We start from the raw sequence: 16916 nt of genomic DNA on the forward strand, positions 1-16916 counted from the left end.
GGCGCACGCGGTGAGCTTAGCGAAGGCTGGGAATGTTCCCCGTGTTTGGTCACAACCCGCGTTCTGGACGGCCGAACGCGCGACGCCGCGGTAGCCTCGTGCTGGTCGGCCGGTCGATGAAGACCCGCCCTGAGCTGCGGAATTGCCGCGTATCACCACCTCACCGGCGCCCGGGCCGCGGTGAGAGAAAGCCGTAAAGCGCGGGAAACGCCGCATATCCGGTGCCGAAACACGCTGAACGCACTATTCACCGCAAGCCCGTCGCGCGCGAAGGAGGGACGGAGGCATGGCTACAGAGTCGACGGAGTCCACGGCGTCCGACCCGAACGCCATGCCCACCCTGTGCGCGTACTGCGGCGTCGGCTGCGGGATGGTGCTGCAACTCACAACCGACCCCGAAAGTGGACGGCGTCACGTCGCGAAGTCGGTTGGCAACAAACAGCACCCGGCCAATTTCGGACGGCTGTGCACCAAGGGCGCGTCCACCGCCGATATGCTCGCCGCCCCGGGCCGGATGGACACGGCATACGCGCGCGACGAACGCGGCGAACCACTGCGGCCCATCGACACGGACACCGCGATCACCCGCTGCGCCAACCGGTTACGGGCCATCATCGACGAGCACGGCCCCGACTCGTTCGCGATGTACGTGTCGGGCCAGATGTCCATCGAGGCCCAGTACCTGGCGAACAAGCTGACCAAGGGGTTCATCGGCACCAACCAGATCGAGTCGAACTCACGGCTGTGCATGGCCAGCGCGGGCTCCGGCTACAAGCTGTCCCTGGGCGCCGACGGTCCGCCCGGTTCGTACCGGGACTTCGACCGCGCCGACGTCTTCTTCGTCATCGGCGCCAACATGGCCGACTGCCACCCGATCCTGTTCCTGCGCATGATGGACCGCGTCAAGGCCGGCGCCAAGCTGATCGTGGTGGATCCGCGCCGCACCGCGACCGCGGAGAAGGCCGACCTGTTCCTGCAGATCGCCCCCGGCTCCGACCTCGCGCTGCTCAACGGGCTGTTGCACCTGATCGTCGTAAACGGTCACACCGATGCCGATTTCATCGCCGAATTCACCGAGGGCTGGGAGGTGATGCCCGGCTTCCTTGCGCAGTACACCCGCGACAGGGTCAGCGGAATCACCGGCATCCCAACCGAAGACATCCACGCGGCCGCCCGCATGATCGGCGAGGCCGCAAACTTCGTCAGCTGCTGGACGATGGGCCTCAACCAGAGCACCCACGGCACCTGGAACACCAACGCCATCTGCAACCTGCACCTGGCCACCGGCGCGATCTGCAAACCCGGCAGCGGCCCCTTCTCGCTCACCGGGCAGCCCAACGCGATGGGCGGCCGCGAGATGGGCTACCTGGGACCGGGTCTGCCGGGACAGCGGTCGGTGGCGTCGGCGGACGACCGCGAGTTCGTCGAGGACCGCTGGGGCCTGCCGCGCGGGACCCTGCGCACCGACGCCGGCGCCGGCACCGTCGACATGTTCTCCCGCATGGCCGACGGCCGAATCAAAGCCTGCTGGATCGTGTGCACCAATCCCGTTGCCTCCGTGGCGAATCGACGGACCGTGCTGGCCGGGCTCGAACGCGCCGAGCTGGTGATGGGCCAGGACGCCTATCTCGACACCGAGACCAACGAGTACGCCGACGTGTTGCTGCCGGCCGCCCTGTGGGCCGAATCCGAAGGGGTGATGGTCAACTCCGAGCGCAACATGACGCTGTTCCGGCCGGCGGTCACCGCGCCCGGCCAGGCCCTGCCGGACTGGCGGATCATCGCCCGGATCGCCTGCGAAATGGGCTTTTCGGATGCGTTCAGCTACGACAGCGCGGAGGACGTCTTCGCCGAGATCAAACGGTTCTCGAACCCGAGGACCGGCTACGACCTGCGCGGGGTCAGCTATGAGCGGCTGCGCCGGACGCCGTTGCAGTGGCCGTGCCCGCCCGACGGTGGTGACCGCAACCCGATCCGGTACCTGAACGACGGCGTCAGCCAGACCAAGTTGGTCCGCGAGGACGGCAGCGTGCCCCGGCTGGCCTTTCCGACCCCCACCGGCCGGGCGGCGTTCTTCGCCCGCCCGCACCTGCCGCCGGAGGAAATGCCCGACGACGATTACCCGTTCGTGTTGAACACCGGGCGCCTGCCCCACCAGTGGCACACGATGACCAAGACCGGCAAGGTCGCCAAGCTCAACAAGCTCAACCCCGGCCCGTTCGTCGAAATCCACCCCGACGACGCCGCCCGGCTGCAGATCGCCGACGACGACCCGGTCGAAATCGCTTCGCGCCGTGGCCGGGCCGTGCTGCCCGCGATGGTCAGCGACCGGGTGCGTCCGGGCGACTGCTTCGCCCCCTTCCACTGGAACGACGCGTTCGGCGAGTACCTGTCGATCAACGCTGTCACCAATGACGCGGTGGACCCGATATCGAACCAACCGGAATTCAAGGCGTGCGCCGTCACTTTGACGAAGGTCGCCGCCGCCCCACTGGTTACCGCGCCCGCACCGGAAGTCGGCGTGTCGCGGCTCGACTCCTTCGCCGAAATACTCGGCCTGGCAGCCCAACCCGTGCCGGAGCTCGACGAGCCGGGCCGCCGCTACCTCGCCGGGATGCTGACCGGGCTGCGCACCGAAGCCGGTCGGCGCGGGGGCGGGGTGCCCACCCTTCCCCACACCGCGCCGTTCGAGCCCCGCACCCGGCTGTGGGTGGACGGCCTGCTCGCCGGGCTGTTCTCGCGCGCCGAGGAATCCCAGCCGGCGCAGGCCATTCCGGAACCGACGAGCCCGAAACCGTCGCCCGTCGTGGTGCTGTGGGCCTCGCAGACCGGAAATGCCGAAGAGCTCGCCGCAGGTGTCGCCGCACAGTTCGGCGAGGCCGGGCTGGCGGTCGCGCTGCACGGCATGGACGACTTCCCGGTGTCCGAGCTGCCGGCGACGCGGGAGCTGCTGCTGATCACCAGCACCACCGGCGACGGCGACCCACCCGACAACGGCGCCGCCTTGTGGCGGGCGCTGACTTCCGAGGGCGCCCCGCGCCTCACCGATACCCGCTATGCCGTTCTGGCGCTGGGTGATTCGAACTACGACGATTTCTGCGGACACGGACGCAAGCTCGACGAGCGCCTCGCCGAGCTCGGGGCGACGCGCATCACCGGCCGGGTCGACTGCGAGCCCGACTACGAAGACGCGGCCGCCGGATGGGTCAGCGGAATCGTGCAGGCGCTGACGTGCGCGCCCGGCCCCGCCGGCCCCGACCGCGCCGGTCCAACGACCCCCGTCCGCGCGGCCCCGCCCCGGCCGGCGACGCACACCTACACCAAAAAGCATCCGCTGATCACCGACATGGCCCGCAACATCAAGCTGAGCCGGCCAAAGTCGGCAAAAGACGTGCGCCAGTTGGTGTTCAGCCTTCGGGACGGCACCGTGAGCTACGAGGCCGGCGACGCGCTCGGGGTATGGCCGCGCAACAGCGACCAGCTGGTCGACGAATGGCTGTCGGTCACCGGGCTGGACGCGCAGACCCCCGTCGAGGTCGGCGAGCACGGCCTGATGTCGCTGCGCTCGGCGCTGACCGAGCGCATCGAGATCGCCCACATCAGCCGCGACCTGGTGCGGTTCGTGCAGGAGCGCACCGGCGACGCCACACTCGCCGAGCTGCTGAAGCCGGAAAACAAAGCCGCCCTGGCCAATTGGGCGTGGGGCCGCCAGTCCATCGACCTGCTGGCGCAGCTGCCGGTCTACGCGTCGGCCCACGAGTGGGTGCGCGTCCTCAAACGCCTGCAGCCGCGGCTGTACTCGATTTCCTCGAGCCCCAAGGAGTTTCCGGGAGAGATCCACCTGACCGTCTCGCCGGTGCGCTACAACTTCCAGGGGGTGCCGCGCCGCGGGGTGTGTTCGACCTACCTCGCCGACCGCTCCCCCGGCGACCGGGTCGCCGTCTATCTGCAGCAGTCGAGCAACTTTCGGCCGCCCGCCGACCCGGGCACGCCGATGATCATGATCGGTCCCGGCACGGGGATCGCGCCATTCCGCGGGTTTCTGCAGGAACGCCGCGCGCTGGGGCACACGGGCCCCAACTGGCTGTTCTTCGGCGAGCAGCACGCCGAAACCGACTACTACTACCGCGACGAGATCGAGCAGATGCGCGCCGACGGGCTGCTGACCGAACTGGACCTGGCGTTCTCCCGAGACCAGCGCGACAAGGTGTACGTGCAGCACCTGATGCGCAAGCGCGGTGCGCAGCTGTGGCGCTGGCTGCAGGACGGCGCGCAACTGTACGTCTGCGGCACCGCCGACCCGATGGCCAAGGACGTCGATCGCGCCCTCCGCGATATCGCGGGCGAACACGGCGGCCTCGACACCGACGCCGCGACGGCGTACATCCAGTCGTTGAGCGCCGACAAGCGCTACCACCGCGACGTCTACTGACACGACCCGTAATGCGACGGAAACGTCGCACATCCGCCGCCGAAACATGGCCGTCGCACCATTTCACTCATGCAGAGCGACTGCCCACTGCTGTGCGCGAGGCGGGGCGCGTCGCCCGGCCGCATCGATTGGGCGGGGCTGCCCGCCAACCTGGATCTGGTGTTCTCGCGCGAGCAGCGCGACAAGGTCTATGCGCAGCACATGAGTCGCAGGCAGGGCAGCCGGGTGCGGCCGGACGGGGGCGCGCCGCGGTGCGCCTGCGAAAGCCGGTAACCGCAAACGAGCCAAATGGGTGCGACGTGCGGATGTCCTATAGTGGGGCTATGCAACAGGCCACACCGCCGCGCCTCGTCCGTACGCGCCGCCCCGCCGTGGACCCTTGTTGTTGTCGTTGTTGTTGATTCCTGACGCCATCCGATTCGCCGAGATTGGCCTCGCGCTTTCCCCCGAATGTGGGCGACACCACGCCGCGGGCTGAACCGATATCGCTAAGGAAGTTTCCCCAATGAGCATCGCTGAGGACGTCACCCAAGTAATCGGAAACACGCCGTTGGTCCGGCTGCGTCGGGTCACCGAAGGCGCCGTCGCCGACGTCGTCGCCAAGCTGGAATTCTTCAACCCCGGCAACAGCGTCAAGGACCGCATCGGGGTGGCCATGCTGGACGCGGCCGAACAGGCCGGGCTGATCAAGCCCGACACCGTCATCCTCGAGCCGACGAGCGGCAACACCGGCATCGCGCTGGCGATGGTGTGCGCTGCGCGCGGTTACCGGTGCGTGCTGACCATGCCCGAGACGATGAGCGTCGAGCGGCGGATGCTGTTGCGCGCCTACGGCGCCGAGATCGTCTTGACCCCCGGCCCAGACGGCATGCCGGGCGCCATCGCCAAAGCCGAGGAGCTGGCCAAGGCGGACCAGAAGTATTTCATTCCCCAGCAATTCGAGAATCCCGCCAACCCGGCGATCCACCGTGCCACGACGGCCGAGGAGGTGTGGCGCGACACCGACGGCAAGGTGGACATCTTCGTGTCCGGGGTCGGCACCGGAGGCACGATCACCGGCGTCGCGCAGGTCATCAAGGAGCGCAAGCCGTCGGCGCAATTCATCGCCGTGGAACCGGCCGCGTCGCCGGTGCTGTCCGGCGGGCAGAAGGGGCCCCACCCCATCCAGGGCCTCGGCGCGGGATTCGTGCCGGGGGTCCTCGACATGGACCTGGTCGACGAGGTCATCACCGTCGGCAACGACGATTCGCTGAACCTGGCGCGCCGGCTGGCCGCCGAGGAGGGCCTGCTGGTGGGCATCTCCTCGGGCGCGGCCGCGGTGGCCGCCCTGCAGGTGGCCCGCCGGCCGGAGAACGCCGGCAAGCTCGTCGTCGTGGTCCTGCCCGACTTCGGCGAGCGGTATCTGAGCACCCCGCTCTTCGCCGACATGGCGGACTGAGCATGCTTGCGGCCATGCGGCGCGACATCCGGGCGGCCAGGGAGCGCGATCCGGCCGCCCCGAGCACGCTGCAGGTCGTCCTCGCCTACCCCGGCGTGCACGCGATCTGGGGCCACCGGATCAGCCACCGGCTGTGGCGGCGCGGTGCGCGGGTGGCCGCGCGGACCTTCGCCGAAATCACCCGCATCTTCACCGGCGTGGACATCCACCCGGGCGCGGTGCTCGGTCCGGGCCTGTTCATCGACCACGCAACCGGCGTGGTGATCGGCGAGACGGCCGAAGTGGGCGAGGACGTCACGCTGTACCACGGCGTGACCCTCGGCGGCAGCGGCGCGGACACCGGCAAACGCCACCCGACCGTCGGCGACCGCGTGACCATCGGGGCGGGCGCCAAGGTGCTCGGCGCGATCAAGATCGGCGACGACAGCCGGATCGGCGCCAACGCCGTGGTGGTCAAGCCGGTGCCGTCGAGCTCGGTGGTCATCGGGGTCCCGGGGCAGGTCATCAGCCGCGCCGGACGGGGAACCCCGGACGACTCGATGATGCCCGACCTGGTGGGTGTCAGCCTGCAGTCCCTGCTCACCCGCGTGGCCAAGCTGGAGACGCTGAACGAACTGCCGCAGAACGGCCCCCAGAACGGCCGTGTGATCCGGCCGCCGGAGGCCGGCGTGTGGCACGGCGAGGACTTTTCTATCTGAGGTCTATCTGAGCGCATGACTCGAGGTGCCGATGAGCGATCCCTGCACACCGCGGATCCCGGCGGCGCTGGCCGCACCAAGCCTGAACCGCGGGGTCGGTTTCACCCACGAGGAACGGCGACGGTTGGGGCTCACCGGTCGCCTTCCGTCGGCGGTGCTCACACTCGATCAGCAGTCTGACCGGGTGTGGCATCAATTGCAAAGCCTCGCAACGGATCTGGGCCGCAACCTGTTGCTTGAGCAGCTGCATTACCGCCACGAGCTGCTGTACTACAAGGTGCTGGAAGACCATTTGACCGAGCTGATGCCGGTGGTCTACACGCCCACCGTCGGTGAGGCCATTCAGCGCTTCTCCGATGAATACCGCGGGCAGCGTGGCCTTTTCCTGAGCATCGACGAGCCCGACGAGATCGCGGAGGCCTTTCGCACGTTCGGTCTGGGCCCCGACGACGTCGACCTGATCGTGGCGACCGACGCCGAGGCGATCTTGGGCATCGGCGACTGGGGGGTGGGCGGCATCCAGATCGCCGTGGGCAAACTGGCGCTCTACACCGCCGGTAGCGGCATCGATCCCCGCCGCTGTATCGCGGTCTCGCTCGACGTCGGCACCGACAACGAACAGCTACTGGCCGACCCGTTCTACCTCGGCAATCGCCACGCCCGCCGCCGCGGCGAGGAATACGACGAGTTCATCGGGCGCTACGTCGACACCGCCCACCAGATGTTTCCGCACGCGATCCTGCATTTCGAGGATTTCGGGCCGCTCAATGCGCGCACGATCCTGCAGCGCTACGGCGACGACTACTGCGTGTTCAACGACGACATCCAGGGCACCGGCGCGGTGGTCGTGGCGGCGATGTACGGCGGGTGCCACGTCACCGGGACGCCGCTGCGCGACCAGAAGGTCATCGTCTTCGGCGCCGGGACCGCGGGCATCGGCATCGCCGATCAGATCCGCGACGCGATGGTCGCCGACGGCACCACCGTGGAGCAGGCCATCGCGCAGATCTGGCCGATCGACAAGCAGGGCTTGCTCTTCGACGACATGGACGACCTGCGCGGTTTCCAGGTGCCCTACGCCAAGGACCGCCGGCGGTTGGGCCTGGGCACCGGGCAGCGGGTCGGGTTGGTGGACGCGATCAGGCTGGCCGCACCGACCGTCCTGCTGGGTTCGTCCACCGTGTCGGGCGCGTTCAACCAGGAGGTCGTCGAGGCGATGACCGCCTCCTGCGCACGGCCAATGATCTTCCCGCTCTCCAACCCCACCTCACGGATGGAGGCCATGCCGGCCGACCTGCTGCGGTGGTCGGCGGGGCGGGCGCTGATCACCACCGGCACGCCGGTCCCGCCGCTGGAATACGACGGCATCGCCTACACCATCGGCCAGGCCAACAACGTGTTGGTCTTTCCCGGGATCGGGCTGGGCATCATCGTCGCCCGGGCCCGGCGGGTCACCCGGGGCATGCTGCAGGCCGCGGCGAGAGCCATTGTGCAGCAAGCCAATCCGACTAAGGCCGGGGACTCGCTGTTGCCGGACGTGCAGAACCTGCGCGACATCTCGGCGGCGGTCGCCGAGGCCGTCTATCGCGCCGCCGTCGAGGACGGGGTGGCCACCAGGACCCATGACGGGGACATCCGGCAAGCCGTTCTCGACACCATGTGGCGTCCGGTCTACGACTGAACCGTTGGGTTGCGGTGACCGCGGCGCTAAGGTCGCCTCAACGACGGACGAGGATGCGGAGAAAAGATGGTCGACGGGCTATCCGCGCTGAGCCAGACCGCGGTACTGCTGGAGATCGAGGCGATCAAACGGCTCAAGGCCCGGTACTGCCGCTACCTCGACACCAAGGACTGGGTGGCGTGGCGCACCATCTTCGCCGACGACTTCGTCAGCGACACGTCACCGGCGGGCGGCAAACTCATCGAGGGCGCCGACGAGTTCGTCGCGTTCACCCGCAAGAGCCTGCGCTCGCAGGCGACCGTCCATCAGGTCCACGCCCCGGACATCCAGCTGACCTCACCGACGACGGCCGAGGGCGTGTGGGCGTTGGAGGACGTCGTTCGTTTCGGTCCGGGTGTGAATCTGCGGGGCTACGGGCACTACGCCGAGACCTACGAGAAGGCCGGTGGCGCCTGGCGGATCAAGTCCTCGACGCTGACGCGGCTGCGCGAAGACGTCTTCAACGGCCTTGTCGCGCTGTACATCTCACCGCGGATTCGTGCGGTGCTGATGAAGCTGGCGCAGCGCGCAATCAAGTGAATTGTGTACGCCAGCCGGTTGAGGCTGAGTGTGAATCCTTGGCTTCGACTGTGAGCCGGTGGCGGCCCCGGGGCAATTTTCCCGCCCACGATTCACCATCGAAGCCCAAGATTCACACTCGAGCGCCGCAGCCGTCGGCCACGCACCGGCCGGTCGAGGTTTGACTGTGAGCTCACGGCTTCGGCTGTGTGCCGGTGGCGGCGCCGCGGCGATTTCCCCGCCCGGACCTCACAATCAAAGCCCAGGATTCACACTCGAGCACCGCGGCCGGCACGTTAGACACCGCTCCCCCGGGTGGACTCGAACCACCAACCCTTCGGTTAACAGCCGAATGCTCTGCCAATTGAGCTACAGGGGACCAACGCGATCGCTGGACGACTCTAGCGTACTGGCATCAGCCGCGCGACGCACCCCGCCGAGTGAGGCAGGATGGGTGGAGCCATCGATCGTCGGGAGGAACGCTTTGATCCGGTATGTCGTGGTGCTGGGACTGGGTTACGTGCTGGGCTCGAAGGCGGGGCGCCGCCGCTACGAGCAGCTCGTCGGCACCTATCGCGCGCTGACCAGCAGTCCGATGGCCAAATCGGCGATCGAGGGGGGGCGCCGCAAGATCGCCAACCGGATCTCCCCGGACACCGGGTTTGTGACCGTGGCCGAGATCGACGCCCAGACGGCCGTCCAGGAGCGCGAACAGCGCGCGCAGCGCGGGGCCGAGCCGGCCCTCACCCCGTCAGATCGTCGCCGCTAGCCTGCTCCAACAGGCTGCGCCGATAGGCCTCCATCGCGACCAGGTCGCCGAACAGGGCGTGATACTCGTCGCCCTGCTCGATGGGTGACATGCGCTGCAGCTTGGACTTGACCTCGGCGATCTGCCGGCCCATCCACACCTCCTGCAGGCGGGCCAGGACCCCGCCGATGTAGCGCGGCAGCTTCTCGTCGTCCACCTGGATGGCCTCCACTCCCAGCTCGCTGATCAGGCCGGCGGTCAGGGCCGAGGTGGTCTGCTGGCGCAACGCCTCGATCCACTCCGCCCCGGTGACGCCGATGGAGGTGCCGCCGGCGGCGTCGATGGCCGCGCGCACGGCCGCGTACCCGGGGTGGGTGAAGCTCTCGACGGTCAGCGTGTCGAACACCGGGCCCGCCAGCGCCGGATACTGCAGCGCCGACTTGAGCGCCTCGCGCTGAGGCCACAGGATCGGGTCGCGCGGGTCGGGGCGGGCGACCCGCGATTCGGCGGGTTCGGGTGCGGCGCTGGCCTGCGGCGCGGCGCGGCGGGGCGCTTCGGCGCCGCCTCGCGCCGCGGGCCTGGACTTCTTGGCCTCGCCACGCACTCGTCCGATGACCTGCGCGACGTCGTCCCAGCCGACCCAGCCGGCGAGCTGGCGGGCGTATTCGTCGCGCAGCGTCGGATCCTTGATCTGGCTCACCATGGGCACGCAGCGGCGCAGCGCTGCGACCCGGCCCTCGGCGCTGTCCAGGTCCATCTCGGCGATGGTGCTGCGAATCGCGAACTCGAACAACGGGGTTCGGCGCGCGACCAGATCGCGCAGCGCGGCCTCGCCGGCCTTCAGCCGCAAGTCGCAGGGGTCCATGCCGTCCGGGGCGACGGCGACGAAGGACTGCCCGGCCAGGTTCTGCTCGCCGCCGAACGCCTTCAGCGCGGCGGCGCGCCCGGCCGCGTCGCCGTCGAACACGTAGATGAGCTCGCCGCGAAAGAAGCTGTCGTCCATCATCAGCCGGCGCAGCATAGCCAGGTGCTCGTCGCCGAATGCGGTGCCGCAGGAGGCGACGGCGGTGGTGACCCCGGCCAGGTGCATCGCCATCACGTCGGTGTAGCCCTCGACGACGACGGCCTGGTGCCCCTTGGCGATGTCCCGCTTGGCCAGGTCGATGCCGAACATCACCGCCGACTTCTTGTACAGCAACGTCTCGGGGGTATTGATGTACTTGGCCTCCATCGGGTCGTCGTCGAAGATCCGCCGGGCCCCGAACCCGATCACTTCCCCGGCCGAGCTGCGGATGGGCCACAGCAGCCGCCGGTGGAAGCGGTCCATCGGGCCGCGGCGGCCCTCCCGGGACAGGCCGGCCGCCTCCAGCTCCTTGAACTCGAAACCCTTGCGCTGCAGGTGTTTTGTCAACGAGTCCCAGCCGGACGGGGCGAATCCGCAGCCGAAGTGCCGGGCGGCCTGCCCGTCGAAGTTGCGTTCGGTCAGGTACTGGCGCGCCGGCGCCGCCTCGTCGGACTCCAGCGCCGCGGCGTAAAACTCGGCCGCGGCCGCGTTCGCCGCGACGAGCCTGCTGCGGCTGCCGCGGTCGCGCTGCACGTTGGTGGCCGCGGCGCCGGTGTAGGTGAGGGTGTAGCTGATCCGGTCGGCAAGCAGTTCGACGGCCTCGACGAAGCTGACGTGTTCGATCTTCTGCACGAACGCGTACACGTCGCCGCCCTCGCCGCAACCGAAGCAGTGGAACTGACGGTGGTTGGGACGGACGTGAAACGACGGCGACTTCTCGTTGTGGAAGGGGCACAGGCCCTTCAGCGAGTCGGCGCCGGCCCGTTTCAGCTGGACGTAGTCCTCGACGACATCCTCGATGCGGACCTTCTCGCGGATGGCGGCGATATCGCGATCAGAGATCCGGCCGGCCATCGGCTCAGTCTAGGACGCCGGCGTCGGCGACGATGACGGCCGGCTTAACCCGATGGCGGCGACCCGCAGCGCCCGGCGTCGCCGCGCTCGCGATCGCCGCTAGCCGGTCCCGATCACCCCGCAGGCGACCCGCTCCATCGCGTTGTCGGTGCCGTCGGCGCCGTGGATCATCAGGGCCGTCTTCTCCCCGGCGAGCAGCTGGTCCCTGGTGAACGCGTCGCTGGTGGTCACCAGGTACGCCGAGCCGTCCTGGCGCACCTCGAGCGTGGACAGGTCACCGCTTTCGGGCATCCCGGTGTGCCCGGGCGCCTGGAAGTGCCCGCCGGCGGACAGGAAGTTGCCGGGCGGGCCCCCGTTCGGGGCGACCGAGTTGGGCTCGCATTTGCCGATCGCGTGGATGTGCATGCCGTGTAAACCGGGGGCCAGGATGCCGCTGGCGACGGTCTTGACGGTGACGGTGGCGTAGCCGCTACCGAAATCGAAGGTGGCCGTGGCCACTTCCCGCCCGTCGGGCGCCTTCAGCTGCGCGGACAACGACCCCGGGGCGGGCTGCGCGGTGGTGGTCCCCGTCGATTGCAGCGGCTCACCAGGACCACTGTGCACCGGCGGCGTGGTGCCCGGCTGGCTGCTCGGATGCTGGGGCGAACTGCAGGCGCTGATGGCCACGACGGGAAGCGAGAGGAGGGCCGCGACGGCGGTGGGTTTGATCATGGACGGTAACGCTATCGGGTCGCCTGACGGGCGTCGATACGCTCCAGCCTGCCCTCGGTGTAGGAGGCGACCTGATCGACGATCACCCGCAGCCGCGCGCGGTCGTCGGCGGCGGTGACGAACGTCGCGGCGAACATGGGATCGAGCGTGCCGGGCGCGCCGGAGTACAGCCACCGCGCCACCCGGTGAATGCGGTCGCGTTGCCGGGCCTGCGTTTCCAGGTGCCGCGGGTCGGACATGATGAACTGCAGCGCCAGGATTTTCAGCAGCGCGACCTCGGCGCGCACCAGGTCGGGCACCTGCAGCTCCGCGCGGTAGCGCACCAGCGGGCCGGGACCGGCGGCCGCGCGCGTCGTCGCGATCGCGGCCGAGGCAAACCTGCCCACCAGTTCACTGGTCAATCGCTTGAGCGCGACCGAGGCCGCCAGCGTGGCATCGTACTTGCCGACCGCCGCGACCACCGGCAGGCCCGACAGCCGTCGCGCGGCCGCCATGAAGTCGTCGGCGCTGACCCGGGAGAATTCGCTCTCCCCCAGCTTGGCCAGTGCGGCCGCCTCGTCGTCGTCGGCCAGCACCCGCAGGTCGATGCGTTGCGAAACGACGCCGTCCTCGACGTCGTGCACCGAATAGGCGATGTCGTCGGCCCAGTCCATCACCTGGGCCTCCAGGCACGTCCGATCGGCCGGCGCGCCCGAGCGCACCCAGGCCGCCGGCTCGCGGTCCTCGTCGTAGAAGCCGAACTTGCGTATGCCCTCGAGGCGGGCCCACGGATATTTGGTGACCGCGTCCAGCGACGCCCGGGTCAGGTTAAGTCCGGCGCTATTGCCTTGCCTATCAAGGACTTTGGGCTCGAGGCTGGTGAGGATCCGGAAATTTTGGGCATTGCCCTCGAAGCCGCCGTGGGCGGCCGCGAACTCGTCGAGAGCGCGCTCGCCGTTGTGACCGTAGGGCGGGTGCCCGATGTCGTGGGCCAGGCCGGCCAGTTCCACCAGGTCGAGGTCGCAGCCCAGCCCGACGGCCATGCCCCGCCCGATCTGGGCGACCTCCAGCGAGTGCGTCAACCGGGTGCGCGGGGTGTCCCCCTCCCGGGGGCCGACCACCTGGGTCTTGTCCGCGAGCCGGCGCAGCGCGGCACTGTGCAACACCCGGGCGCGGTCGCGCGCAAAGTCGGTGCGGTGCTGGCCTTCGGTCCCCGGCAGACCCGCGGTCTTGGGCGCTTCGGGTACCCGCCGCTGACGGTCGAAGTCGTCGTAGGGGTCGTGCTGCTTCGTGTTCGCCTCCTTGGTCACCGCAGCACAGTCTGCCAGCCAAAGGCGGGCCGCATTCGAGCTACATTGACGTATGCGCACCGCTCGGCTGCTCGGCGCGACGCTGGCGATCCTCGCGGCACTGTGCGGGGGGCTGCTGCTGGCGCCGCCGGCCGGCGCGCAGCCCCCGCTCCGGCTGCCCGATCAGGTCACGGACAACGCGAACGCGCTGTCGGGTTCCGGTCGCGTCGCGCTGACGTCGGCCGTCGACAAGCTCTACGCCGACCGCCACATCAGGCTGTGGGTGGTCTACGTCGACGACTTCTCCGGCGAGTCCCCGGTGGACTGGGCGAATCGCACCAGAAGCCTCAGCGACCTGGGCGACTACGACGCGATGCTCGCGGTGGCGACCGCCGGGCGCGCCTACGCCTTTTTGGTGCCGTCCGCGATCAAGAGCATCAGCGCGAGCCAGGTCAGCCAGCTGCGCCGCACCAAGATCGAACCCGCGCTGCACGACGGCGACTGGAGCGGTGCCGCGGTGGCGGCGGCCAACGGGCTCGACGCGCCGCCCCCGTCGTCGGGGCGCGTGTTCCTGCTGGTCGCGCTGTGTGTCATCGGCGTCGGCGTGGCGGCCCTGCTGGTCGTGATGCGCTATCGCCGCGGGCGAAGGCGCGCCGCCGCGCTGGCCGCGGCGCGGCGCGTCGACCCCACCGATGCCGACGCGCTGGCCGCGGTGCCGCTGGAGGCCCTCGACGACCTGTCCCGCTCGATGGTGGTGGATGTCGACAACGCGATGCGCACCAGCGCCAACGAACTGGCGCTGGCGATCGACGAGTTCGGTGCGGAGCGGACCCAGCCGTTCACCCAGGCGGTGGACAACGCCAAAGCGGCGCTGTCGCAAGCCTTTACCGTCCGCCAGCAGCTCGACGACAGCATTCCGGAGACGCCGGCGCAGCAGCGCGAGCTGCTGACCCGGGTGATCGTGTCGGCGGGGCGCGCCGACCGCGAGCTGGAATCGCAGACCGAGGCGTTCGAGAAGCTGCGGGACTTGGTGATCAACGCGCCGTCCCGGCTGGACGGACTGACCCAGCGGTACGTCGAACTCACCGGCCGCATCCCCGCAGCCGAACAGCGCATGGCCGAGCTGCACCGGGAATTTGAGACTGCGGCACTGAGTCCGGTGGTCGGCAACGTCGCCGCCGCCAAGGAACGGTTGGCGTTTGCCGACCGCAACATCGGCACGGCCCGTGACCTGGCCGGGCGCGCCGAGAGCGGAAAGCAGAGCGGATTGGTGGACGCCTACCACGCCGCGGAGTCGGCGCTCGGGCAGGCGCGCTCGCTGCTGGACGCTGTGGACACCGCGGCCGACGACATCCGGCACGCCATCGCCACGCTGCCCGCGGTCATCGATGACATCCAGGCGGGCCTGCGGCGCACCGACGAGCAGTTGCGCAAGCCGGCGTCGGCCCACACCGCCGAACTGACCGCCGCGCGCGACGCCGCGGTTGGCGCCCTGGCCGGCGCCCGCGCCGGCGGCTCCGCCGATCCCCTCGGCGCGTTCGCCCGGCTCACCAAAGCCGACGCCGACCTCGACCGGGCGCTGGCCGCCGTGGCCCAGGAGCAGGCCACCGCCGAGCGGCTCGTCCGCTCCCTGGAGCAGGCGTTGTTCACCGCGGACTCGCGGGTGCGCGGCGTTTCGGAATACATCGACACCCGGCGGGGCAGCATCGGTGCCGAGGCGCGCACCCGGCTCGCCGAGGCCGGGCGGCACCTGCAGGCCGCGCGCGACAAGAGCGCGACCGACCCGACCGAGGCGATTGCACACGCCAACGCCGCGTCTACCCTGGCCGCCAACGCCCAGGCCCTGGCGAACGCCGACGTGGTGGCGGCCCAGCGCGTCTATGCCCGCCGCGGCGGCGGCGACACCGGCGCGATGATCGGCGGAATCATCATCGGCGACCTGCTCGGCGGGGGCATGCGGGGTGGATTCGGCGGCTGGAGCCCGACGTCGTTTGGACCGTCCGGCTCGTTCGGAGGCTCATCGGGCGGCGGCATGATGGGCGGCGGCGGGCGCTTCTGATCGCGCTCTAGACAAACCGATCCCCGGGCACCGGGTGCCCGGGGATCGGCGTTGCGTTACGGCGTCAGGCCCAGCTGGACCCGACGGCGCTGTCGGTGCTGGCCATGTTGCTGCCGGCGCTTTGCACCTTCTGGCCGTGGGCGTTGGCCTGCTCGTAGATCACCTGGAAGTTACGACCCAACTGGGTGATGAACTCCTGGCAGGCCACCGAACCGGCGCCACCCCAAAAGTCACCGGCAGCCAGCACATCGCGCACGATGGCCTGGTGCTCGGCCTCCAACGACGCGGCCTGCGCACGAATCAACGCGCCGTGGGCATCCACATCGCCAAACTGATAATTGATGGTCATGTTTGCGTCCTCCTGAAATAAAAGAGTGAGACCCGGCGCTAGCTGCCGAGGATTTGCTGCGAAGTCTGCTCTTGCTGCTCGTAGTTGTTCGCGTCGCGCACCAGGCCATCCCGCACCCCGTGCAGCATGTTCACGATGTTGCGAAACGCCTGATTCATCTGACCCATCGTGTCGTAGGACGTCGCCTGCGCCGTACCACTCCAGCCGGCACCGGCGATGTTCATCGACGACGCCCACATCTTGCGGGCCTCGTCCTCGACGGTCTGCGCGTGGACCTCAAAACGGCCCGCCATCGCCCGCATCTCATGCGGGTCAGTCATAAAACGTGTTGCCATGTTGCCTTTCTCCTTCTGGATAATTTTCTGGACTTATCTGCAGGTCGGCCTTCGTAGCTGGCTGCTACGCGGTTACCTGCGCCGCCGATCGCGTGTGACACGCATGCGGCTGCCGTCTCTCACCCGGCCGCCGGAGAATGCGGTACCACGCTGCTAGTCCGCGGCATGTCGAAGCGGGGCTCGGCTTCGCCTTGCCACTCGCTCCATTCGCTCCATTCGTTCCACTCGTCCATGCCCTCGTCGGCGACCTCCGGGCTCACCCCGTCGGCCACCTTGTCACCGGGGTCGGCGCCGTCTTCCGGCTCCGGCGCCCAGTGGTCATAGTCATCCGGCGGCACGGCCACCCCCCACTTCAGGGGAACCGATAAGCCGCCAAGCATCCCCGACTCGCCACGCTTCGCCGCCACTGCATCGTCCGGCAGCGGCGAACCAAGAGGCAAAAGCACGTTGCCCCCTTCCACTTGCCGTCAGTAGTACATTTCGCACCGGGTGGCGAAGTATTCACCACCAAGCACTCCGCATCGTAAGTCAATTCTGAGGACAATATCCGGGTTTGGGCGATTTCGCTCTATTTGGAACACGCGCGCGGCCACGGACGAACCCGGGGGCGAAACCGGCGGTCAGGACACCCCGCTCGGGGTTCCGCGGGCGGGCGGGGTTTCCTGGGTCGGCATTGTCTGCGGAGATACGGCACCCGATAAGGGATTGACGTCTCGAGGGT

The 16916-nt window shown here is 69.1% G+C and carries 14 protein-coding genes and 1 tRNA gene; 8 read left to right on the top strand and 7 right to left on the bottom strand.

Going from position 1 to position 16916, the window contains the following annotated elements:
- The first annotated feature begins 286 nt into the window (after positions 1-286).
- From AC5Y43_RS12220 to AC5Y43_RS12245, 6 genes are all read left to right on the top strand, one after another.
- Positions 287-4432, top strand: coding sequence for a bifunctional nitrate reductase/sulfite reductase flavoprotein subunit alpha (locus tag AC5Y43_RS12220; protein ID WP_499972660.1), 4146 nt, complete (start codon positions 287-289; stop codon positions 4430-4432).
- Between the two features lie 69 nt (positions 4433-4501).
- Positions 4502-4705 (top strand): hypothetical protein, encoded by a 204-nt coding sequence (locus AC5Y43_RS12225; protein ID WP_499972661.1) that lies wholly within the window; start codon positions 4502-4504, stop codon positions 4703-4705.
- A 232-nt stretch (positions 4706-4937) separates the two neighbouring features.
- Positions 4938-5870, top strand: coding sequence for a cysteine synthase A (gene cysK / locus AC5Y43_RS12230; protein WP_499972663.1), 933 nt, complete (start codon positions 4938-4940; stop codon positions 5868-5870).
- 2 nt (positions 5871-5872) lie between these two features.
- Positions 5873-6568 carry a serine O-acetyltransferase gene (gene cysE / locus AC5Y43_RS12235; protein WP_499972664.1) on the top strand — a complete coding sequence of 232 codons (696 nt, stop codon included), beginning with the start codon at positions 5873-5875 and terminating at the stop codon, positions 6566-6568.
- Between the two features lie 31 nt (positions 6569-6599).
- Positions 6600-8249, top strand: a complete 1650-nt coding sequence (locus AC5Y43_RS12240) for an NAD-dependent malic enzyme (RefSeq protein WP_499972665.1) — start codon at positions 6600-6602, stop codon at positions 8247-8249.
- A gap of 66 nt (positions 8250-8315) precedes the next feature.
- A complete protein-coding gene (locus tag AC5Y43_RS12245) occupies positions 8316-8828 on the top strand; it encodes a nuclear transport factor 2 family protein (protein ID WP_499972667.1) in 513 nt (170 codons plus the stop codon).
- A 285-nt stretch (positions 8829-9113) separates the two neighbouring features.
- On the opposite strand, the gene AC5Y43_RS12250 is transcribed toward AC5Y43_RS12245, so the two are convergent.
- A tRNA-Asn gene (locus AC5Y43_RS12250) sits at positions 9114-9186 on the bottom strand.
- A 105-nt stretch (positions 9187-9291) separates the two neighbouring features.
- Here AC5Y43_RS12250 and AC5Y43_RS12255 point away from each other — a divergent pair.
- Positions 9292-9576: a hypothetical protein gene (locus tag AC5Y43_RS12255; RefSeq protein ID WP_499972871.1), complete on the top strand. Its 285-nt coding sequence runs from the start codon at positions 9292-9294 to the stop codon at positions 9574-9576.
- Here AC5Y43_RS12255 and dnaG read toward each other — a convergent pair.
- The 3 genes from dnaG to AC5Y43_RS12270 form a co-directional block, all read right to left on the bottom strand.
- Positions 9551-11473 carry a DNA primase gene (dnaG, locus tag AC5Y43_RS12260; RefSeq protein WP_499972669.1) on the bottom strand — a complete coding sequence of 641 codons (1923 nt, stop codon included), beginning with the start codon at positions 11471-11473 and terminating at the stop codon, positions 9551-9553. The genes AC5Y43_RS12255 and dnaG overlap by 26 nt on opposite strands.
- 99 nt (positions 11474-11572) lie before the next feature.
- Positions 11573-12184 carry a superoxide dismutase[Cu-Zn] gene (sodC, locus tag AC5Y43_RS12265; protein WP_499972672.1) on the bottom strand — a complete coding sequence of 204 codons (612 nt, stop codon included), beginning with the start codon at positions 12182-12184 and terminating at the stop codon, positions 11573-11575.
- Between the two features lie 11 nt (positions 12185-12195).
- Positions 12196-13473, bottom strand: coding sequence for a deoxyguanosinetriphosphate triphosphohydrolase (locus AC5Y43_RS12270; protein ID WP_499972675.1), 1278 nt, complete (start codon positions 13471-13473; stop codon positions 12196-12198).
- Between the two features lie 52 nt (positions 13474-13525).
- On the opposite strand from AC5Y43_RS12270, the gene AC5Y43_RS12275 reads away from it, so the two are divergent.
- Complete coding sequence (locus AC5Y43_RS12275) at positions 13526-15511, top strand: TPM domain-containing protein (protein WP_499972678.1); 1986 nt, start codon at positions 13526-13528, stop codon at positions 15509-15511.
- 64 nt (positions 15512-15575) lie between these two features.
- On the opposite strand, the gene AC5Y43_RS12280 is transcribed toward AC5Y43_RS12275, so the two are convergent.
- From AC5Y43_RS12280 to AC5Y43_RS12290, 3 genes are all read right to left on the bottom strand, one after another.
- Complete coding sequence (locus tag AC5Y43_RS12280; protein WP_046182844.1) at positions 15576-15860, bottom strand: WXG100 family type VII secretion target; 285 nt, start codon at positions 15858-15860, stop codon at positions 15576-15578.
- Between the two features lie 38 nt (positions 15861-15898).
- A complete protein-coding gene (locus tag AC5Y43_RS12285; RefSeq protein WP_499971240.1) occupies positions 15899-16195 on the bottom strand; it encodes a WXG100 family type VII secretion target in 297 nt (98 codons plus the stop codon).
- 119 nt (positions 16196-16314) lie between these two features.
- On the bottom strand, positions 16315-16575 hold the full coding sequence (locus AC5Y43_RS12290; protein ID WP_499972873.1) for a hypothetical protein: 261 nt from the start codon (positions 16573-16575) through the stop codon (positions 16315-16317).
- Positions 16576-16916: the final 341 nt, after the last annotated feature.

The organism is Mycobacterium sp. NGS57 (assembly GCF_059812405.1).